22 protein-coding genes are annotated in these 20,712 nt (G+C 61.4%); 20 read left to right on the top strand and 2 right to left on the bottom strand.

What is annotated here, in order from left to right; all coding sequences use genetic code 11:
* Positions 1–44: 44 nt before the first annotated feature.
* From JFT44_RS16625 to JFT44_RS16575, 11 genes are all read left to right on the top strand, one after another.
* Entirely contained in the window at positions 45–680 is a 636-nt protein-coding gene (locus tag JFT44_RS16625; protein WP_029299724.1) for a MotA/TolQ/ExbB proton channel family protein, read from the top strand.
* Positions 677–1,105 (top strand): biopolymer transporter ExbD, encoded by a 429-nt coding sequence (locus JFT44_RS16620; RefSeq protein ID WP_170059654.1) that lies wholly within the window; start codon positions 677–679, stop codon positions 1,103–1,105. Before JFT44_RS16625 ends, JFT44_RS16620 begins: the two co-directional genes overlap by 4 nt.
* Positions 1,105–2,115 (top strand): tetraacyldisaccharide 4'-kinase, encoded by a 1,011-nt coding sequence (lpxK, locus tag JFT44_RS16615; protein WP_169990641.1) that lies wholly within the window; start codon positions 1,105–1,107, stop codon positions 2,113–2,115. Before JFT44_RS16620 ends, lpxK begins: the two co-directional genes overlap by 1 nt.
* Before the next feature lie 24 nt (positions 2,116–2,139).
* Positions 2,140–2,325, top strand: a complete 186-nt coding sequence (locus tag JFT44_RS16610) for a Trm112 family protein (RefSeq protein WP_003174668.1) — start codon at positions 2,140–2,142, stop codon at positions 2,323–2,325.
* Positions 2,322–3,086 (top strand): 3-deoxy-manno-octulosonate cytidylyltransferase, encoded by a 765-nt coding sequence (kdsB, locus tag JFT44_RS16605; RefSeq protein ID WP_120733916.1) that lies wholly within the window; start codon positions 2,322–2,324, stop codon positions 3,084–3,086. The genes JFT44_RS16610 and kdsB overlap by 4 nt, the downstream gene beginning before the upstream one ends.
* Positions 3,086–3,550: a low molecular weight protein-tyrosine-phosphatase gene (locus JFT44_RS16600; protein WP_057439613.1), complete on the top strand. Its 465-nt coding sequence runs from the start codon at positions 3,086–3,088 to the stop codon at positions 3,548–3,550. Before kdsB ends, JFT44_RS16600 begins: the two co-directional genes overlap by 1 nt.
* Positions 3,547–4,566 (top strand): UDP-N-acetylmuramate dehydrogenase, encoded by a 1,020-nt coding sequence (gene murB, locus JFT44_RS16595; RefSeq protein ID WP_198830928.1) that lies wholly within the window; start codon positions 3,547–3,549, stop codon positions 4,564–4,566. Before JFT44_RS16600 ends, murB begins: the two co-directional genes overlap by 4 nt.
* 244 nt (positions 4,567–4,810) lie before the next feature.
* Positions 4,811–5,281 (top strand): (2Fe-2S)-binding protein, encoded by a 471-nt coding sequence (locus JFT44_RS16590; protein ID WP_057960403.1) that lies wholly within the window; start codon positions 4,811–4,813, stop codon positions 5,279–5,281.
* Positions 5,278–7,599, top strand: coding sequence for a xanthine dehydrogenase family protein molybdopterin-binding subunit (locus tag JFT44_RS16585; protein ID WP_198830927.1), 2,322 nt, complete (start codon positions 5,278–5,280; stop codon positions 7,597–7,599). Before JFT44_RS16590 ends, JFT44_RS16585 begins: the two co-directional genes overlap by 4 nt.
* The gene (locus tag JFT44_RS16580) at positions 7,599–8,585 is read left to right on the top strand and encodes an XdhC family protein (RefSeq protein WP_198830926.1); all 987 of its coding nucleotides are present in this window, start codon (positions 7,599–7,601) and stop codon (positions 8,583–8,585) included. The genes JFT44_RS16585 and JFT44_RS16580 overlap by 1 nt, the downstream gene beginning before the upstream one ends.
* Positions 8,582–9,160: an NTP transferase domain-containing protein gene (locus tag JFT44_RS16575; RefSeq protein WP_198830925.1), complete on the top strand. Its 579-nt coding sequence runs from the start codon at positions 8,582–8,584 to the stop codon at positions 9,158–9,160. Before JFT44_RS16580 ends, JFT44_RS16575 begins: the two co-directional genes overlap by 4 nt.
* Positions 9,161–9,297: 137 nt before the next feature.
* Here the strand turns inward: JFT44_RS16575 and rne are convergent, their stop codons facing one another.
* Complete coding sequence (rne, locus tag JFT44_RS16570) at positions 9,298–12,525, bottom strand: ribonuclease E (protein ID WP_181818272.1); 3,228 nt, start codon at positions 12,523–12,525, stop codon at positions 9,298–9,300.
* A gap of 701 nt (positions 12,526–13,226) precedes the next feature.
* On the opposite strand from rne, the gene rluC reads away from it, so the two are divergent.
* Genes rluC through sppA form a run of 3 tightly spaced genes read left to right on the top strand, consistent with a single transcriptional unit; the run spans position 13,227 to position 15,846 of the window.
* Positions 13,227–14,186, top strand: a complete 960-nt coding sequence (rluC, locus tag JFT44_RS16565; RefSeq protein ID WP_005790558.1) for a 23S rRNA pseudouridine(955/2504/2580) synthase RluC — start codon at positions 13,227–13,229, stop codon at positions 14,184–14,186.
* On the top strand, positions 14,173–14,835 hold the full coding sequence (locus JFT44_RS16560) for an HAD-IIIA family hydrolase (protein WP_057439607.1): 663 nt from the start codon (positions 14,173–14,175) through the stop codon (positions 14,833–14,835). The genes rluC and JFT44_RS16560 overlap by 14 nt, the downstream gene beginning before the upstream one ends.
* Before the next feature lie 21 nt (positions 14,836–14,856).
* Entirely contained in the window at positions 14,857–15,846 is a 990-nt protein-coding gene (gene sppA, locus JFT44_RS16555) for a signal peptide peptidase SppA (RefSeq protein ID WP_057439606.1), read from the top strand.
* 132 nt (positions 15,847–15,978) lie between these two features.
* On the opposite strand, the gene JFT44_RS16550 is transcribed toward sppA, so the two are convergent.
* Positions 15,979–16,557: a nucleoside triphosphate pyrophosphatase gene (locus tag JFT44_RS16550; protein ID WP_198830924.1), complete on the bottom strand. Its 579-nt coding sequence runs from the start codon at positions 16,555–16,557 to the stop codon at positions 15,979–15,981.
* 105 nt (positions 16,558–16,662) lie between these two features.
* Here JFT44_RS16550 and JFT44_RS16545 point away from each other — a divergent pair, with 105 nt between their 5' ends.
* From JFT44_RS16545 to acpP, 6 genes are all read left to right on the top strand, one after another.
* On the top strand, positions 16,663–17,193 hold the full coding sequence (locus JFT44_RS16545; protein WP_057960396.1) for a YceD family protein: 531 nt from the start codon (positions 16,663–16,665) through the stop codon (positions 17,191–17,193).
* Positions 17,194–17,206: 13 nt separating this feature from the next.
* Positions 17,207–17,389, top strand: a complete 183-nt coding sequence (gene rpmF / locus JFT44_RS16540; RefSeq protein WP_004371305.1) for a 50S ribosomal protein L32 — start codon at positions 17,207–17,209, stop codon at positions 17,387–17,389.
* 4 nt (positions 17,390–17,393) lie between these two features.
* Positions 17,394–18,404, top strand: a complete 1,011-nt coding sequence (plsX, locus tag JFT44_RS16535) for a phosphate acyltransferase PlsX (protein ID WP_081044296.1) — start codon at positions 17,394–17,396, stop codon at positions 18,402–18,404.
* Between the two features lie 127 nt (positions 18,405–18,531).
* Positions 18,532–19,470 (top strand): ACP S-malonyltransferase, encoded by a 939-nt coding sequence (gene fabD / locus JFT44_RS16530; protein WP_198830923.1) that lies wholly within the window; start codon positions 18,532–18,534, stop codon positions 19,468–19,470.
* Positions 19,471–19,487: 17 nt separating this feature from the next.
* Positions 19,488–20,231 carry a 3-oxoacyl-ACP reductase FabG gene (gene fabG, locus JFT44_RS16525; RefSeq protein WP_057439602.1) on the top strand — a complete coding sequence of 248 codons (744 nt, stop codon included), beginning with the start codon at positions 19,488–19,490 and terminating at the stop codon, positions 20,229–20,231.
* 192 nt (positions 20,232–20,423) lie between these two features.
* Entirely contained in the window at positions 20,424–20,663 is a 240-nt protein-coding gene (acpP, locus tag JFT44_RS16520) for an acyl carrier protein (RefSeq protein WP_057439601.1), read from the top strand.
* The last annotated feature ends 49 nt before the right edge of the window (positions 20,664–20,712 follow it).

Here is a 20,712-nt window from a genome sequence, read left to right as displayed (position 1 = left end):
GCCTATATGCTAAAGTGGCGCACTTTTTCGAGGGGACATTCACTGTGTGGGAATTGGTCAAATCCGGCGGCTGGATGATGTTGCCGATCATTCTGAGCTCCATCGCCGCACTCGGCATTGTTGCCGAACGCCTGTGGACCCTGCGCGCCAGCCGTGTAACCCCTGATCATCTGCTGGGGCAGGTCTGGCGCTGGATCAAGGACAAGCAACTGGACAAGGAAAAGCTCAAGGAACTGCGGGCCAATTCCCCTCTGGGCGAGATCCTCGCTGCGGGCCTGGCCAACTCCAAGCACGGTCGCGAGATCATGAAGGAGTGCATTGAAGAAGCCGCCGCCCGGGTAATCCACGAACTGGAGCGCTATATCAATGCCCTGGGCACCATCGCGGCAATGGCGCCATTGCTGGGCTTGCTTGGCACCGTGCTGGGCATGATTGATATCTTCAGTGCCTTCACCGGGTCCGGCATGACCACCAACGCCTCGGTATTGGCCGGGGGTATTTCCAAGGCCCTGATCACCACGGCGGCGGGCCTGATGGTGGGGATCCCAGCGGTGTTTTTCCACCGATTCCTGCAACGCCGCATCGACGAGCTGGTGGTGGGCATGGAGCAGGAAGCCATCAAACTGGTGGAAGTGGTCCAGGGCGACCGTGATGTCGACCTGGTCGAGGGCAAAGCGTGAAATTTCGCCGCAAGCCCCGGGAAACGGTCGATATCAACCTGGCGTCGTTGATTGATGTGGTGTTCATCCTGCTGTTGTTTTTTGTCGTCACCACCACCTTTACCCGGGAAACCCAACTACGGGTCGAACTGCCGGAAGCCGTCAGCGGCTCGCCGGCCGAAGACCAGCAGCTCAAGCAACTGGAGATCACCATCAGCGCCGAAGGGGTGTTTTCGGTGAACAACCAGTTACTCGAGAAAAACGACGTGACCAGCGTGATGGATGCGCTGCAGAAGGAGTCCGGCGGTGATACGCAAATGCCGCTGTCCATCAGCGCCGATGGCAAGACCCCACACCAGGCTGTGATCACCGCGATGGATGCAGCCGGCAAGCTCGGTTTCAGCCATTTGCGCATGACCACCGTCGAGGCGGCGGGGCAACCCTGATGGCCTTGTCCGATCGTTTGCTCAAGGCCTGGTATGACGGCCACCCGGCGCTCAAGCTCCTGCAACCACTGGAGGCACTCTATCGCCGGGTGGTCAGGCGCAAGCGCGAGCGGTTCCTGGCGGGTGAGGGCACGATCTACCAAGCGCCGGTGCCTATAGTAGTGGTCGGCAATATCACTGTGGGTGGCACCGGCAAGACGCCGTTGATCCTGTGGTTGATCGAGCATTGCCAGCGCAGTGGCCTGCGGGTCGGTGTGGTCAGCCGTGGCTACGGGGCCAAGCCTGCGCAGTTGCCATGGCGGGTGCAGGCCAGCGACAGCGCGCAAGTGGCCGGCGACGAGCCCTTGTTGATCGTGCAGCGCAGCGGCGTCCCGCTGATGATCGACCCCGATCGCAGCCGGGCGGTGCAGGCGCTGTTGGCCAGTGAGCCCCTGGACCTGATCCTGTCCGACGATGGCTTGCAGCATTACCGTCTGGCCCGTGACCTTGAGTTGGTGCTGATCGACAACGCCCGTGGCCTGGGCAATCGCCGCTGCCTGCCTGCCGGGCCGTTGCGCGAGCCGGCCGAGCGCCTGCGCAGCGTCGATGCCCTGCTATATAACGGCGCCGGAGCTGATCGCGAGGATGGCTTTGCTTTCCGTCTGCTGCCGACCACGTTGGTCAACCTGCTGACCGGCGAGCGGCGGCCGCTGGACCATTTTCCCGTGGGGCAACGGGTGCATGCGGTCGCGGGCATCGGCAACCCACAACGTTTCTTCAATACCCTCGAAACGCTACACTGGCTGCCGATACCCCATGCGTTTGCCGACCATGCGCCCTACAGCGCCGAGGTCCTGAATTTTACGCCGTCACTGCCCCTGGTCATGACCGAAAAGGACGCGGTGAAGTGCCGCGCCTTTGCCCAGGCACACTGGTGGTACCTTGCAGTCGATGCCGCACCGTCACCGGCGTTTATCGCCTGGTTCGACACGCAACTGATGCGTCTGCTGCCTGCTCGACTTTTGCCTTAAAACGTTTTTATCCAGGAAACCCCCATGGACACCAAACTGCTCGATATCCTCGCTTGCCCGATCTGCAAAGGCCCGCTCAAGCTCAGTGCCGACAAGACCGAACTGATCAGCAAGGGCGCCGGCCTGGCGTACCCGATCCGCGACGGCATCCCGGTGATGCTGGAAAGCGAAGCCCGCACCCTGACGACCGACGAGCGCCTGGATAAATGACCACTGCCTTCACTGTTGTCATCCCCGCGCGCTACGCCTCCACCCGCCTGCCCGGCAAACCGCTGCAGATGATCGGCGCCAAGCCGATGATCCAGCTGGTCTGGGAGCAGGCCTGCAAAAGCAGCGCCCAACGCGTAGTGGTGGCCACTGATGATCTGCGGATCATCGAGGCCTGCAAGGGTTTTGGCGCCGAAGCGGTACTGACCCGTGAAGATCACAACTCCGGCACCGACCGCCTGGCCGAAGTGGCCACGCACCTGGGCCTGGCGCCGGACGCCATCGTGGTCAATGTGCAAGGCGACGAGCCGTTGATCCCGCCGTGTGTCATCGACCAGGTCGCGGCCAACCTGGCCGCCCACGCCGAAGCGCGCATGGCGACCCTGGCCGAGCCTATCGAAGACCTCGAGACCCTGTTCAACCCGAACGTGGTCAAGGTGGTCAGCGACATCAATGGCCTGGCCCTGACCTTCAGCCGTTCGACCCTGCCCTGGGCACGTGACGAATTCGCCAAACAGCGTGATGTGTTGCCGGCGGGCGTGCCGTATCGCCGCCATATCGGCATTTACGCCTACCGCGCCGGCTTCCTGCATGACTTCGTCACCTGGGGCCCGTGCTGGCTGGAAAACACCGAGGCCCTGGAGCAATTGCGGGCCCTGTGGCACGGCGTGCGTATTCATGTCGATGATGCGATGGAAGCGCCGCCGGCCGGTGTCGATACGCCGGAAGACCTCGAGCGCGTGCGTCGGTTGCTGGGGGCTTGATGGAAGTCCTGTTTGTCTGCCTGGGCAATATCTGCCGCTCGCCCACCGCCGAGGGCGTGCTGCGCCACAAACTGCGGGCCGCCGGGTTGGCGGACCAGGTCGAGGTGGCGTCTGCCGGTACCGGTGAATGGCATATCGGCAAGGCCCCGGACAAGCGCAGCCAGCAAGCAGCGCTGCGTCGTGGCTACGACTTGTCGGCCCAGCGCGCCCAGCAGGTGTCGCGCGCCGACTTTGCGCGCTACGACCTGATTCTGGCGATGGACCAGAGCAACCTGCGCAACCTCAAGGCCATGCAACCGGCCCAGGGCAAGGCCGAGCTGGACCTGTTCCTGCGCCGCTACGATGGGGCGGTGGATGAAGTGCCGGATCCGTACTACGACGGCGAGCAAGGTTTCGAGCAGGTCCTGGACCTGATCGAGGCCGCCTGTGATTTGCTGGTGATCGAATTGAAGGGGCGGTTATGAGTCTGGATGTGCAGCCCCAGGTTTCCCTGAAGGCCTTTAACAGTTTTGGCATTGATGTGCGTGCGCAATGGTTCGCCGAAGCCCATAGCGACGCCGATGTGCGCGAGGGCCTGGCCTATGCGGCCGCACAGCAGTTGCCGTTGCTGGTGATCGGGGGCGGCAGCAACCTGCTGCTGACCCAGGATATCCCGGCGTTGGTGTTGCGCATGGCAACCCAGGGGATCCGGGTACTGCACGACGACGGCCAGCAGGTGGTGGTGGAAGCCGAGGCGGGCGAGGCCTGGCATCCGTTTGTGCTATGGACCCTTGCACAAGGGTTCTCTGGCCTGGAAAACCTCAGCCTGATTCCCGGCACTGTCGGGGCGGCACCGATGCAGAACATTGGCGCCTACGGTGTCGAGATCAAGGATGTCTTCGCCGGGCTGACCGCCCTCGACCGCCAGACGGGCGAGTTGCGGGATTTCAGCCTGGAGGAATGCAACTTCGCCTACCGCGACAGCCTGTTCAAGCACGAAGTGGGGCGCTGGCTGATCCTGCGGGTGCGTTTTGCCCTGAACCGCGTCGCACACCTGAAGCTCGGCTATGGCCCGGTGCAACAGCGCCTGGCAGAGCAGGGCATTGCCCAGGCGACCCCGAGCGATGTCAGTCGGGCCATTTGCAGTATTCGCAGTGAAAAGCTGCCCGATCCTGCGGTCTTGGGCAACGCCGGCAGTTTCTTCAAGAACCCGCTGGTCTCCCAGGAGCTGGCGGCGCAGTTGCAGCTGCAATATCCCGATCTGGTGGCCTATCCCCAGGCGAATGGGCAAGTGAAGCTGGCGGCCGGCTGGTTGATTGAAAAGGCCGGCTGGAAGGGCTTTCGCGAGGGGGATGCCGGTGTGCATCGCTTGCAGGCGCTGGTGCTGGTCAATTATGGCGCGGCCACCGGCCTGGATATTTCCAGCCTGGCCCAGCGCATCCAGCGCGATATCGCCGAGCGCTTCAAGGTCGACCTGGAAATGGAGCCCAATCGTTATTGAGCTACGCTTCTAGCGTGTTGAACCAAGCCCTGCATTGCAGGGCTTTTTTGTTAATGCTGGGTTAACTTAGCAGGCTAACGATGCCTGTTTATTGTTCGATAGACCCTGTTTATCAAAGGCCCGGTGAAGACCTGTCTTCACAAGAGAGCCCGATTAGCCTGAGCCATCTGCGTGTACCGACTCCGCTCCCTTGAAAGCGGCAGATAGCTCGACCCCATAATCCAATCACTATGCGGGCGTGCCCATGATTACTCTGAAACTCAACGGTCAAGATCATCCACTGGATGCCACCGAGGATATGCCTCTGCTGTGGGCGATCCGCGATGTAGCGGGTTACAACGGCACCAAGTTCGGTTGCGGCATGGGGCTGTGTGGCGCCTGCACCATCCATATCGACGGTGCGCCGGCGCGCAGTTGCATCACGCCCATCGGCTCGGTCAAAGGGCAGAACGTCAGCACTATCGACAACCTGCATAACGACCCGATTGGCCAGGTGGTGCAGCAGGCGTGGCTGGATACGGCGGTGGCGCAATGCGGTTACTGCCAGGGCGGGCAGATCATGTCGGCCACGGCCTTGCTGAAAACCAACCCCAACCCCAGCGATGCACAGATTGAAGAAGCCATGGTCGGCAATATCTGCCGCTGCGGCACCTATAACCGCATCAAGACGGCGATTCGCCAGGCCGCGACTCAGTTGCAGGGGGCCAAGGCATGAGCCAGTTACCGAGCAATTTCGCCCTGAGCAACCTTAGCCGGCGCGGTTTCCTCAAGGGCGTCGGCGCGACCGGCGCGCTGGTGGTGGCTGCCAGTTGGGGCTTGCCCCAGGCCTTTGCCGACGAAGTGAAGCAATACGGCGGGGCCGCGATGCCCAATGGCCTGGTCGATGATCCCAAGGTCTATGTCAGCATCGCCACCGATGGCACCGTCACCGTGATCTGCAACCGCTCGGAGATGGGCCAGGGCGTGCGCACCAGCCTGACCATGGTGGTGGCCGATGAACTGGAGGCCGATTGGGCGCTGGTGAAGGTTGCGCAGGCGCCGGGTGACGAAGCGCGTTTTGGCAACCAGGATACTGACGGTTCGCGCAGCATGCGCCATTGGTTCGAACCGATGCGCCGCTGCGGCGCCGCCGTGCGGACCATGCTGGAACAGGCCGCTGCCGAGCAGTGGAAAGTCCCGCTGGGCGAATGCCGTGCACAGTTGCATAAAGTCATTCACCAGCCCAGCGGCCGCGAACTGGGCTATGGCGCCCTGGCCGCTGCCGCCAGCGCGTTGGCAGTGCCGGCGCGCGACAGCCTGCGGCTCAAGCAGCCCTCGGAGTTTCGCTATATCGGCAAGGAAGCCACCAAGGCCATCGACGGTGCCGATATCGTCAACGGCCGGGCGGTGTACGGCGCCGATGTGCATTTTGACGGCATGCTGTTCGCGACCATTGCGCGGCCCAAGGTATACGGCGGCAAGGTCAAGTCGTTCGATGCCAGCGCGGCGCTGAAAGTCCCCGGGGTGATCAAGGTCCTGCAAATCGAAAGCCGACCCATACCCTCGGAATTCCAGCCATTGGGTGGTGTGGCGGTGGTTGCCAGCAATACCTGGGCGGCGATCAAGGGCCGTGAGGCGTTGCAGATTGTCTGGGACGACGGCGCGAATGCTGGCTACAACTCCACCGACTATCGCAAGACCCTGGAGGCCGCGGCGCTCCAGCCCGGCAAAGTGGTGCGCAATACCGGCAGTATCGAGCAGGCCCTGAACGATGCCGACAGCACCCTCGAAGCCACGTATTACTTGCCACACCTGGCGCAGTCGCCGATGGAGCCGATGGTGGCCGTGGCCCGTTATCAAGACGGGCGATGCGAGGCCTGGGCTCCGAGCCAGGCACCGCAGGTCACGCGGGAACGGGTGGCCGAGCGCCTGGGCTTGCCGTTCGATAACGTCACGATCCACGTCACCCTGTTGGGCGGTGGCTTTGGGCGCAAGTCGAAACCGGATTTCATCATCGAAGCTGCGCTGCTGGCCAAGGAATTCCCCGGCAAGGCCGTGCGGGTGCAGTGGACCCGTGAAGACGATATTCATAACTCCTACTTCCATACCGTCTCCGCCGAGTACCTCAAGGCCGGCCTGAACAAGGACGGCCTGCCCTCTGGCTGGCTGCACCGCACCGTGGCACCCAGCATCACTGCGCTGTTTGCGCCGGGCATGAACCACGAGGCAGCGTTCGAGCTGGGTATGGGCTTTACCAACATGGCCTACGCCATTCCCAATGTGCGCCTGGAAAACCCCGAAGCGGCTGCCCACACCCGCGTGGGTTGGTACCGTTCGGTGTCGAACATCCCCCATGGGTTTGCCATTCAGAGCTTTGTCGATGAACTGGCCCATAAGGCCGGCCAGGATCCGCTGAAATATCAACTCAAGCTGCTGGGCCCGGATCGTCAGATTGATCCGCGAACCTTGAGTGAAGAGTGGAACTACGGCGAGTCCCCCGAGCGTTATCCGATTGATACCGCGCGCATGCGCGGCGTGCTGGAAACCGCCGCCAAGGCCGCCGGCTGGGGGCGCACGCTGCCCAAGGGGCGCGGCCTGGGGCTGGCGGTGCACTACAGCTTTGTGACCTATGTGGCGGCGGTGATCGAGGTGGAGGTCAAGGATGATGGCACGCTGATCGTGCATAAGGCTGATATTGCGGTGGACTGCGGGCCGCAGATCAACCCGGAGCGCATCCGTTCACAGTTCGAGGGCGCCTGCGTCATGGGCTTGGGCAATGCGGTCCTGGGAGAAATCAGCTTCAAGGATGGCAAGGTCCAGCAGGACAACTTCCATATGTATGAAGTGGCGCGCATGTCCCTGGCCCCCCGGGAAATCGCCATACATTTGGTCACGCCAGAAGGAGAGGTGCCCCTGGGTGGCGTCGGTGAGCCGGGCGTGCCACCGATTGCGCCAGCGCTGTGCAACGCGATATTTGCCGCCACCGGCAAGCGTATCCGCAGCTTGCCCGTGCGTTATCAACTGCAGGGCTGGCAACAGGCGGCGAAAGCCTGATGGACAGCGTGGATCTGAACGTCCTGCGCAGCGTGCTGGAGTGGCGCCGCGCGGGGCAGCGGGTGGTGCTGTACAGCGTGGTCCAGACTTGGGGTAGCGCGCCACGGCCGCCGGGGGCGATGCTGGCCCTGCGCGGCGATGGGGTGGTGATCGGCTCGGTTTCCGGTGGCTGCATTGAAGATGACCTGATCGCTCGGCTTTACGATGGTCGCTTGCCTGACGAAGGGCCGCCGGTGCAACTGGTGACCTATGGCGTGACCCGGGATGAAGCGGCGCGCTTTGGCCTGCCCTGCGGCGGCACCTTGCGCCTGACGGAGGAGCGGGTAGGTGATCCTGCCTGGGTCGCCGAGTTGCTGGCGCGTTGTGAGGCCCATGAAATAGTGGCCCGGGAGTTGGACTTGGCGACGGGCACCGTGCGTCTGAGCGCGGCGAGCCAGTCCGACATTGTCAGTTTTGATGGTGAGCGCTTGCGGGCCATCTACGGCCCGCGCTGGCGCCTGTTACTGATCGGTGCGGGGCAGATGTCGCGCTATGTGGCAGAAATGGCGCGGCTGTTGGATTTTGAAGTGCTGATCTGCGATCCACGCCAGGAGTTTGTCCATGGCTGGGAAGAACAACACGGGCGCTTTGTGCCGGGAATGCCCGATGAGGCCGTGCTCAATATCCAGACGGACGAGCGCACGGCCATTGTGGCCCTGACCCACGATCCGCGCCTGGACGACATGGCGCTGCTGACCGCGTTGAACTCCCGAGCGTTCTACATTGGTGCCCTGGGCTCGCGGGCCAATAGCCGCAAGCGTCGGGAGAACCTGGCGGTGTTGGGGCTGGGAGCCGAGGCGATTGCGCGGCTGCATGGTCCGATCGGTCTTCATATCGGCAGTCATACGCCGGCAGAGATCGCCTTGTCGCTGATGGCACACATCGTCGCGATCAAGAACGGTGTGGAACTGTTGCAAGCAAAACCGGTGCGGGAGGTGGTCAGTTGACGAGCACCATTACCGCCATCGTCCTGGCGGCGGGGCAGGGCAGCCGGTTCCGCGCGCAAGCCGGCCAGGACAAACTGCTGGCCCCTTGTAGGGGGCGTGATGGGGTGACACGGCCGGTCTTCGAGCAGGTGTTGGTCAATTTACCGGCCAGTATCACCCGGCGCTGGGTCGTCACCTCGCCTGCGCGCAGCGAGGTTATTCGCCTGGCCAGGGCATACGGTTGCGAAGTGCTGCTTGTGGATTCGGCGGGCATGGGCGACAGCATTGCGGCTGCCGTTGCCGCCAGTGGCCCGGCGGCGGGTTGGCTGGTGGTGTTGGGGGATATGCCGTTTATCCAGGCGGCGAGTATTGAGCGGGTGATAGAGCGGGTGGAGGGTGTCAGTGTGCCGGTGCATGCCGGTCAGCAGGGCCATCCTGTTGCGTTTGGCCCGGCACTGGGGCCTGCCTTGATGGGGTTGACTGGGGATCGTGGGGCCAGGGCGGTGTTTGCCCTGGCTGAGGTGCGGGAAGTGCCGGTGGATGATCCTGGGGTGTTGTGGGATGTGGACGTGCCGCAATCACTGGAATTCAGGTAGGGGCTGGAAGAGCTGGTCGGGGTGTCAGGTATTTATCCGTCATCGCTAACGATCATCGCAGGCAAGCCAGCTCCCACATGTCGCATAAAAAAGCCCCGCCTGATTGCTCAGGCGGGGCTTTTTAATTGCCGTTGGAATTAAGCGAGGGGTTTAGGCTCGTGCTCTTCTTCCAGGGCTTTTGGGTTGTGCTCTACCACTTCTTCAACGGAACGCAGGTTCTCGTCGATGGTTGGGGCAGTGTGCTCAACTTCTGCTTCGATGGCCGGTGCTGGCGCAACCGCTTCGACGACGGCCGGGGCCGCCGCTGCTGCTTCGGCTTCTTTCTGCAGACGCTCGGCTTCACGCTTGCGACGACGCACTTCACGCGGGTCGTTAGGCGCACGGCCGTTTTCGGTCAGGGCGCTGACAGGGGCTTCAACCACTGGGGCGACCACTTCGGCAACCACTGGGGTTTCCACAACCACCGGAGCAGGTTCGGCAACCACAACCGGTTCTGCAACCACCGCTGGTTCGGCGATAACCACTTCAGCAACCGGTGCTGGAGCTTCTTCTACCGGTGCCGGGGCAGGTGCTTCGGCGACGACGGCCGGCTCGGCAGTCCACTGGAAGGCGGTCTGTTCTTCGCGAACTTCACGCACTTCTGGGGTTGCTTCAGCGGCTGGCGCTTCGACAACAGCTTCGACCACAGGCTGGGGCTCAACCACGATTGCAGGTGCAGCCACTACTTCGGCTTCAGGCTGGGCTTCGCGGACCGGTGCAACTTCAACTTCTACAGCGGCAGGTGCTTCGACCACGGTGGTGGCTTCGACAACCGGTGCTTCAACTGCGGCAGTTTCCTGCACGGCAGCGGTGGCACGTTCGGCCTGCTGGTTGGCTTCGGCTTCGGCAGGTGCACTGATGACCGAGCTGGCAACTGCAGCGGTAACGGCCAGGCCAGCAGCCAGTTCGGTGCTGGTCGGTTCGTTGTTGGCGCTTTCTTCAGTGGCTTCGCCGGTCTCTTCCGAGCCTTCGATCACATTGCCGTTGGCGTCACGCTGACGCTCACGGCGGTTGCTGCGGCGACGCTGGCCACGGGAGCGGCGGCGTGGACGATCGCCTTCGGCGTTGTCCTGGCCATCTTCCTGTGGCTGTTCGTCGTTGTTCAGCAGTTCTTCTTCGCTGGCTGCGGCAGCCTGCTCGGCGCGTGGTTGACGCTCTTCACGCGGTGGGCGTGGAGCGCGTTCTTCACGGGGCTGGCGGGCCGGGCGTTCTTCAGTCGCGACATCAGTTGCTACGGCGGCAACAGCTGGGGCTGCGTCCAAAGGTTCACGCAGTTCACGTACACGTTCTTCACGCTCGCCACGTGGCTTGCGATCTTCACGCGGGGCGCGAGGGGCACGCGGTGCGCGTTCTTCACGTGGTGCACGCTCTTCGCGCGGAGCACGTTCTTCACGGGCTACGGCCGGGGTTTCTTCACGGGCTTCGCGCGGCTGGCGCTCTTCACGGGGTGCGCGCTCTTCACGCGGTGCACGTTCTTCGCGAGGCTTGCGCTCTTCGTCACGGCGACCGTTGCGGTTACGGCTCTGCTGGCGACCGTTGCGACGCTCTTCGTTGCGTGCAGGGCGTTCAGCGGCTGGCTTCTCGACCACGGCTGGAGCAACAGGCTCTTCCTTGGTGGCGAACAGGCTGACCAGCGACTTCACCAGGCCCTTGAACAGGCTTGGCTCCGGCAGGACGGCAGGCGCGGCCACCGGGGCGGCGACTTCAGTCGGTACCGGTGCGTTGGCACGGGCCGGTGCGGTCTTGACCGCGGCTTCCTGGCGCACCAGGGTGCGGGTTGCGGCGGCTGGCTGGACTTCTTCGACTTCGGCAGCGGCAGCGGCGATTTCGTAGCTGGACTGGCCGCTGTGGGCTTCCGGGCTGTCATCACGCAGGCGCTGGACTTCGAAGTGCGGCGTCTCGAGGTGATCGTTCGGCAGGATCACGATACGGGCACGGGTGCGCAGTTCGATCTTGGTGATCGAGTTGCGTTTTTCGTTGAGCAGGAAAGCTGCAACCGGGATCGGCACTTGTGCGCGGACTTCGGCGGTGCGGTCTTTCAGGGCTTCTTCTTCGATCAGGCGCAGGATCGCCAGGGACAGCGATTCAACGTCACGGATGATGCCGGTGCCGTTGCAACGCGGGCAGACGATGCCGCTGCTTTCGCCCAGGGATGGACGCAGGCGCTGACGGGACATTTCCAGCAGGCCGAAGCGCGAGATACGGCCAACCTGTACGCGGGCGCGGTCGGCTTCCAGGCATTCGCGGACTTTTTCTTCCACGGCGCGCTGGTTCTTGGCCGGGGTCATGTCGATGAAGTCGATCACGATCAGGCCGCCGATATCACGCAGGCGCAGTTGGCGCGCGATTTCTTCGGCTGCTTCCAGGTTGGTCTGCAACGCGGTTTCTTCGATGTCGCTGCCTTTGGTGGCGCGCGCCGAGTTGATGTCGATGGACACCAGGGCTTCGGTCGGATCGATCACGATGGAGCCGCCGGACGGCAGTTCGACCACGCGCTGGAAGGCGGTTTCGATCTGGCTTTCGATCTGGAAGCGGTTGAACAGCGGTACGCTGTCTTCGTACAGCTTGATCTTGCTGGCGTACTGCGGCATCACCTGGCGGATGAAGGTCAGGGCTTCGTCCTGTGCTTCAACGCTGTCGATCAGCACTTCGCCGATGTCCTGGCGCAGGTAGTCGCGGATGGCGCGGATGATCACGTTGCTTTCCTGATAGATCAGGAATGGCGCGGAGCGGTCCAGGGATGCTTCTTTAATAGCGGTCCACAGTTGCAGCAGGTAATCGAGGTCCCACTGCATTTCTTCGCTGCTGCGGCCAAGGCCGGCAGTGCGCACGATCAGGCCCATGTCGGCCGGAGCGATCAAGCCGTTCAGCGCTTCACGCAGTTCGTTGCGCTCTTCGCCTTCGATGCGACGGGAGATGCCGCCGGCACGCGGGTTGTTCGGCATCAGGACCAGGTAACGGCCAGCCAGGCTGATGAAAGTGGTCAGGGCGGCGCCCTTGTTGCCACGTTCTTCTTTTTCGACCTGGACGATGACTTCCTGGCCTTCGCTCAGGACGTCCTTGATGTTCACGCGGCCTTCAGGGGCTTTCTTGAAGTATTCGCGGGAGATTTCTTTGAGGGGCAGGAAGCCATGGCGCTCAGAGCCAAAATCGACAAAGGCAGCCTCAAGGCTTGGCTCGATGCGAGTAATCCGGCCTTTATAGATGTTGGCCTTCTTCTGCTCGCGTGCACCGGACTCGATGTCCAGGTCGTAGAGGCGTTGGCCATCTACCAGTGCAACACGCAACTCTTCGGGTTGAGTTGCGTTAATCAGCATTCTTTTCATGTTGTACCGTCGGTTTCCGGGCTGCCGGAAACGGCGTTCGGCACACACGACTTCTCACGGTCGGTGTCAGGTGCGTCAAGAGTGGTTGGCCACTCCAGTGTCCAGCAATACCGGCCAATTGGGCTGGTATCGCGACTTACGCGTCCTGCTTGCTGTGGTGACTTAATAAGCACTCAGTCAGGAGGAGGAATCAACCGGCGACTGTGGACGAGATGAAGCGTCTAAATATAAGCCTAGTGCTACACAGTCCGACGGTTGTGCATCTCCACCCTACACGTATCCCTGATAATTCGGGTGCTGCCGCGCGCAGAATCCGCAGCGGGTTGGCATTTACCGTGTTCTCCAATGGGGAGTTCACGCTCATGGCTAATAACAGGCGTTGTTTCCGAAGCATTCGCCGTGGTCTGGTACAAGACTGACTGCACTTTGTGAACTGGCCGTAAATATCGGCGCAAGAGACGAGTAATCACTCTGTTTCTTGCACTCGCTTCAGGCCTCATGTCACCTGCGCTTGTTACAATCTTGAGCCTTCCAGTGTGGCAAGAGCCCCGTAGGACGGCCTCGCGTCCTGATGAATTGCGATGGTCAGGGGCGGCAGTTTGCCGCGAGTCCTCTGTCCAGGCCGCTTTTGGCGGCGTTCGCGACTATAGCAGCAATGATTAAGTGCTTCAATTCCATAAAAAATTGTTATCATTCCCGACATGACGACTACCACCCCCCCGACCCCCAGCGTCCAGCTGCTTGAGGTCTCGCCGGAATATGCCGGCCAACGCATCGACAATTTTCTTCTGGCCAGGCTCAAGGGCGTGCCCAAGACCTTGATTTATCGCATTTTGCGTAAAGGCGAAGTGCGGGTGAACAAGGGCCGGATCAAGCCTGAGTACAAGCTGCAGGCGGGCGATATCGTCCGGGTGCCGCCGGTTCGCGTGCCTGAGCGTGACGAGCCTGTGCCGCTGGCCCAGGGCCTGTTGCAGCGCCTTGAAGCGTCGATTGTCTTCGAAGACAACAAGCTGATCGTGATCAACAAGCCGTGCGGCATTGCGGTGCACGGCGGTAGCGGCCTGAATTTCGGGGTGATCGAAGCCTTTCGTCAGTTGCGTCCGGATGCCAAGGAGCTGGAACTGGTCCATCGCCTGGACCGCGACACCTCCGGCCTGTTGATGATTGCCAAGAAGCGCAGCATGTTGCGTCACCTGCATACCGCCCTGCGCGGCGATGGTGTGGACAAGCGCTATATGGCCCTGGTGCGTGGCAACTGGGCATCTTCGATCAAGAGCGTGCGGGCACCGTTGCAGAAGAGCAACCTGCGCTCCGGCGAGCGCATGGTCGAGGTAGACGAGGAGGGCAAGGAGGCGCTGACCCTGTTCAAGGTGCTGCGGCGCTTCGGTGACTTCGCAACCATGGTCGAGGCCAAGCCGGTGACCGGGCGTACCCACCAGATTCGTGTGCATACCCTGCATGCGGGTCACTGTATTGCGGGCGATACCAAGTACGGCGACGAGGGTTTCTCCAAGGAGATTCGTGACCTTGGCGGCAAACGCCTGTTCCTGCATGCCTACATGCTGACGGTGCCATTGCCCGATGGTGGCGAATTGAAATTGCAGGCCCCTGTGGATGAGATGTGGGCCAAGACCGTGGAGCGCCTGAGTGTCGCGCCCTGACTACAAGCTGCTGATTTTTGACTGGGATGGCACCCTGTGCGATTCCATTGGTCGGATTGTCGAGTCCATGCACGTGGCCTCGACCCGTTCCGGCTTCGAGCTGTGCAGTGATCTGGCGGTCAAGGGCATTATTGGCCTGGGATTGCCCGAAGCCATTCGCACCTTGTACCCGCAGATCGCTGACAGTGAGCTGGTGGCGTTTCGCGAGCATTACGCCGATCACTACATTGCCCTTGAGTCCGAGCCTTCGCCTTTGTTTGAAGGGGTGGTGCAGTCGTTGGCGGCATTGCGTGAGCAGGGCTATCACCTGGCCGTGGCCACCGGCAAAGCCCGGCGTGGCCTGGATCGGGTGCTCAAGGCCAATGGTTGGGAAGACTATTTCGACGTCACCCGCGCTGCCGATGAAACCGCGAGCAAGCCCCATCCATTGATGCTGGAGCAGATCATGGCCCATTGCGGCGTGTCTGCCCGTGAGTCGCTGATGGTCGGCGATGCTTCGTTCGATCTGTTGATGGCGCGCAATGCCGGCATGGACAGTGTTGCCGTCAGCTACGGCGCCCAGTCCCCCGAAGCCTTGCAGGCTTACGAGCCGCGACTGACGATTGATCGGTTTTCGCAATTGCACGCCTGGCTCAACCAGGCCCATTAAGTTTTTGCTGGGGTAGATGGCATGACCGATGAGTGGAAGGCACCGACCAAGTCCGGTGCTGACAATGGCGATGATAAAAGCTGGAAGTTGTTGGAAAAGACCCTGCTGGCGGGCGTCCAGGAACAGCGCCGCGCCCGGCGCTGGGGGATCTTCTTCAAACTCCTGACCTTCACCTACCTGATTGGCATGCTGGTGTTGTTCAGTCCTTTGGTCGATATGGAAAAAAGCGCCGCCCGCAGTGGTAGCTATACCGCGTTGATCGAGGTGAGCGGGGTGATTGCCGACAAGGAGTCCGCCAGTGCCGACAATATCGTCAGCAGCTTGCGCACGGCCTTCGAGGATCCCAAGGTCAAGGGCGTGGTGTTGCGCATCAATAGCCCTGGCGGCAGTCCGGTGCAGTCGGGTTACGTCTATGACGAGATTCGCCGGCTGCGTGCCTTGCATCCAGAGACCAAGCTGTACGCGGTAATCTCTGACCTGGGCGCCTCGGGTGCCTATTACATCGCCAGCGCCGCCGACCAGATCTACGCCGACAAGGCCAGTCTGGTGGGTTCGATTGGCGTGACGGCGGCCGGCTACGGTTTTGTCGGGGCAATGGAGAAGCTGGGGGTTGAGCGTCGTACCTACACCTCCGGGGAGCACAAGTCGTTCCTTGACCCGTTCCAGCCGCAAAAGGCTGACGAAACCCAGTTCTGGCAGAGCGTGCTCGACACCACTCATCGCCAGTTCATTGCCAGCGTCAAGCAGGGGCGCGGTGAGCGGCTCAAGGATAAAGAACATCCGGAGTTGTTCTCGGGCCTGATCTGGTCGGGTGAGCAGGCATTGCCGCTGGGCTTGATTGATGGTCTGGGCAGTGCCAGTTCAGTGGCGCGGGATGTGATTGGCGAGAAGGAGTTGGTGGACTTTACCGTCCAGGAATCGCCGTTCGACCGTTTCTCCAAGAAGCTGGGGGCCAGTGTGGCGGAGAAGCTGGCGCTGTACATGGGCTTCCAGGGGCCGGCCTTGCGCTGATCTCGCGATTGGCATAGCTCAAAATGTGGGAGCGGGCTTGCCCGCGATTGCGGTGGGTCAGCCAACCAATGGGTTGCTGACAGGCCGTCATCGCGGGCAAGCCCGGCTCCCACATTGTTTTTTGTGGGGCTCTCAGGGGATTTGCACGCCTTCGGCCAGCAACATATCCACCAGGCGGATCAGCGGTAGGCCGATGAGGCTGGTGGCGTCTGGCCCTGCGGTGCTCTGAAACAGGCTCACCCCCAGTCCCTCGGCCTTGAAGCTGCCAGCGCAATCGTAGGGCTGCTCGATCCGCAGGTAGCGCTCGATCTGTGCCGGCGCCAGTTGGCGCATTGTGACGGTGAAGGGGATGCAGTCCACCTGGCAGTGCCCGGTGTCGCTATTGAGCAGGGCCAGGCCGGTCAGGAAGCTGACCTGTCTGCCACTGGCCGCCAGCAATTGCTCGCGGGCCTTTTCAAAGGTGTGGGGCTTGCCGATGATCTGGCCGTCCAGGGTCGCCACCTGGTCCGAGCCGATGATCAGCTGCCCTGGATGACTACCGGCCAGGGCGCGGGCTTTCTCTTCGGCCAGGCGCTTGACCAAGTCGATCGCGGACTCATTTATGCGATGGCTTTCGTCGATATCCGGAGAGCTGCAGATGAACGGCAGATGCAGGCGGTTCAACAGTTCCCGGCGATAAACCGAGCTGGAAGCGAGTAATAAAGGCAACATGTGGCTCTCCTCAAGGCAGTCGCGGATTCTAGCGAGCGGACAGTCTGGCGCACAGGGCTGAATTTCCTTTGACATGGGCGGGTGCATCCCTATAATGCTGCGCCTATGTTGAATGACCCGATTCCACCTCACGTTGACCCGCGCAAATTGGCTGATCGTGGCACCACCCTCCAAGGTGAAGTGTTGCTGGCCGATTTGGAGAGACTCTGCGACCCGCTTTCCGACACTGTCGGTACGGTGCAGGCTAAATTCGTTTTTGAGCGAGATGAACGTAAATCTGTGGTAATCCACAGCTTTATCGACACCGAGGTCAAAATGGTTTGCCAGCGTTGTCTTGAGCTGGTCACCCTGCCGATCCACAGCGAATGCAGTTATGCTGTGGTGAAAGAGGGTGCGAATACCCAGTCGTTGCCGAAAGGTTATGACGTGCTGGAACTGGGCGAAGATCCTTTGGATCTGCATGCACTGATCGAGGAGGAGCTTTTGCTCGCCTTGCCCATTGTGCCTGCTCATCATCCGGAAGAATGCCAGCAGCCGGCGGGGCTCGATGACGAGTCCGAACCGAGCGAGGACGAGGTAACGCGGTCCAACCCGTTCAGTGTATTGGCGCAGTTAAAGCGTGACCCAAACGTTTAGGAGTTAATCAATTATGGCTGTTCAGCAGAACAAAAAATCCCGCTCTGCCCGTGACATGCGTCGTTCGCACGATGCCCTGACGGCAAGCACTCTGTCTGTAGAAAAAACCACCGGTGAAGTTCACCTGCGTCACCACGTATCGCCAGAAGGCGTATACCGTGGCCGTAAAGTGATCGACAAGGGCGCTGACGAGTAATCACTTGTCTGCTCAAGTCATCGCGATTGACGCAATGGGCGGGGACTTCGGTCCCCGCAGCATTGTCCAGGCATGCATTGCCAGCCTGTCTGCTACGCCCTCGCTGCACCTGACCCTCGTCGGTCAACCTTCCCTTCTTGAAGAGCTGATTGCCAGTCATCCGGCTGTGGATCGCGCGCGCCTGACAATAATGCCGGCCAGCGAAACCATCGGCATGGATGAAAAGCCGGCCCAGGCCCTGCGTGGCAAACCTGATTCGTCAATGCGCGTGGCGCTTGAGTTGCTGCGCGATGGCAAGGTCCAGGCCTGTGTCAGCGCTGGCAATACCGGGGCCTTGATGGCGCTGTCGCGGCATGTGCTGAAAACCCTGCCGGGTATTGATCGGCCAGCGATGGTCGCGGCGATTCCGACGCAGGGTGGCTATTGCCAGTTGCTGGACCTGGGGGCAAATGTCGATTGCAGCGCCGAGCACCTGCTGCACTTTGCCCTGATGGGCTCGGTCGCGGCCGAGGCGCTGGGTGTGGTGCGGCCACGGGTGGCCTTGCTGAACATCGGCACCGAGGACATCAAGGGCAACCAGCAGGTCAAGTTGGCCGCTAGCCTGTTGCAGCAGGCGCGGGGCTTGAATTACATCGGGTTTGTCGAAGGCGATGGGTTGTATCGTGGCGAGGCCGATGTGGTGGTTTGTGACGGGTTTGTCGGAAATATCCTGCTTAAGTCCAGCGAAGGCCTGGCTACGATGATTGCTGCGCGGATCGAGGCGTTGTTCAAGCGCAATCTGGCTTCGCGGCTGGTGGGTGCCCTGGCGTTGCCGTTGATGCGGCGCTTGCAGGCGGACCTGGCCCCGGCGCGGCACAACGGCGCAAGCTTCCTCGGTCTGCAGGGTATTGTGGTAAAAAGCCACGGTTCTGCAGGTGTCCAGGGCTTTCAGAGTGCTATTGCGCGCGCGCTGATCGAGATCCAGGAGAACCTGCCGCAACGCTTGCATGGCCGTCTTGAGGATCTGTTGCCTTAGGCGAATCGGGCCGGGAATGCTTAAATGTGACCGGCCAGTTCAATTGACCATCCAATCTGTCAGTTTCTTGCGCTCCCAGCTGTGGGGCGTCAATTCACCGACGACCAGATCATTAGGGGCTTGTTACATGTCTACATCCCTCGCATTCGTCTTTCCAGGGCAGGGTTCGCAGTCCCTCGGCATGTTGGCCGAGCTGGGCGCGCAATACCCGCTGATCCTGGAAACATTCAAGGAAGCTTCCGCGGCCTTGGGCTACGACCTCTGGGCATTGACCCAGGACGGTCCGGAAGAACTGCTCAATCAAACCGATAAAACCCAGCCGGCCATCCTGGCGGCGTCCATCGCGCTGTGGCGCGTTTGGCTGGCCGAAGGCGGCGCACGCCCGGCTTTTGTTGCCGGTCACAGCCTGGGCGAGTACAGCGCCCTGGTTGCGGCAGGCAGCCTGACCCTCGCTGAAGCGGTCAAGCTGGTAGAGCGCCGTGGCCAACTGATGCAAGAGGCGGTTCCGGCCGGGCAGGGCGGCATGGCCGCGATCCTGGGCCTGGACGACGCGGTGGTGATCGAAGCCTGTGCCGAAGCGGCCCAGGGCGAAGTGGTCAGCGCGGTCAACTTCAACTCCCCTGGCCAGGTGGTGATCGCCGGCGCCAAGGCAGCAGTTGAGCGTGCCATCGAAGGCTGCAAGGCCCGTGGGGCCAAGCGTGCCTTGCCGCTGCCGGTCAGCGTACCGTCCCACTGCGAACTGATGCGCCCGGCGGCCGAGCGTTTTGCCGAGTCCGTCGCCGCCATCAACTGGCAGGCACCGCAGATCCCGCTGGTGCAAAACGTCAGCGCCGACGTGGCCCCGGACCTGGAAACTCTCAAGCGCGACCTGCTGGAGCAACTGTACAAGCCGGTGCGCTGGGTTGAATCCGTGCAGACCCTGGCTGCCAAGGGCGCGACCCAACTGGTTGAGTGTGGCCCGGGCAAAGTCCTGGCCGGTCTCAACAAGCGCTGCGCCGAAGGCGTGTCGACTTCCAATCTCAATACCCCGGATGGCTTCGCAGCCGCCCGCGCCGCACTGGCCTGAACTAAGGAGAAGCCTGCATGAGTCTGCAAGGTAAAGTTGCACTGGTTACCGGCGCAAGCCGTGGCATTGGCCAGGCGATTGCCCTGGAACTGGGCCGTCAGGGCGCGGTAGTGATTGGTACTGCCACCTCTGCCTCGGGCGCCGAGCGTATCGCCGCGACCCTCAAGGAAAACGGCGTGCAGGGCACCGGCCTGGAACTCAACGTGACCAGCGATGAGTCCGTGGCTGCTGTGCTTGCCGAGATCACCGCACAATTCGGTACGCCGGCTATTCTGGTGAACAACGCCGGTATCACCCGTGACAACCTGATGATGCGCATGAAAGACGACGAGTGGTACGACGTGGTCGATACCAACCTGAACAGTCTGTTTCGCCTGTCCAAGGGTGTTTTGCGCGGCATGACCAAGGCGCGTTGGGGGCGAATTATCAATATTGGCTCCGTAGTGGGTGCCATGGGCAACGCAGGCCAAGTAAACTACGCCTCTGCCAAGGCCGGCCTGGAAGGTTTCAGCCGTGCCCTGGCGCGTGAAGTCGGCTCGCGGTCGATTACGGTCAACTCGGTGGCTCCAGGGTTCATCGACACCGATATGACCCGCGAACTGCCAGAAGCGCAGCGTGAAGCGTTGCTGACGCAAATTCCGCTGGGTCGTCTGGGCCAGGCTCAAGAGATCGCCAATGTGGTCTCTTTCCTGGCATCTGACGGTGCGGCATACGTGACTGGGGCTACAATCCCGGTGAACGGCGGGATGTACATGAGTTAAATTGTGACGGATCGCTTCAAAAAAATGTCATACGAGCTGTCTAAAATCCGTTATAAAGCTGCAATCTATTTATAGACAGGTGGTCGGTAGGGTACGAGGGTGAAGCTTTCAGTTGAAAAGCTGAAAAGCCTTTCTATACACTTACCCACTGGCCAGCTGCCTGAATTTGTCCATTAGGAGTGAAAACAAGGTATGAGCACCATCGAAGAGCGCGTCAAGAAAATCGTTGCCGAGCAACTGGGCGTTAAAGAAGATGAAGTGAAAAACACTTCTTCCTTCGTTGAAGACCTGGGTGCCGACTCCCTTGACACCGTTGAGCTGGTGATGGCTCTGGAAGAGGAATTCGAGACCGAAATCCCGGACGAAGAAGCTGAAAAAATCACTACTGTTCAAGCTGCTATCGACTACGTTACTGCTCACAACGACAAGTAATTTGTAGTCGTCGCTTGCTGTTGGGAAAAACCGCACTGCTATAACGGCG

The organism is Pseudomonas sp. MF5691 (genome assembly GCF_016405645.1).
GTDB classification, from domain to species: Bacteria; Pseudomonadota; Gammaproteobacteria; order Pseudomonadales; family Pseudomonadaceae; genus Aquipseudomonas; species Aquipseudomonas shahriarae.
Note: the sequence above shows the minus strand (reverse complement) of the source record. Positions and strands in the feature narration are given on the sequence as shown.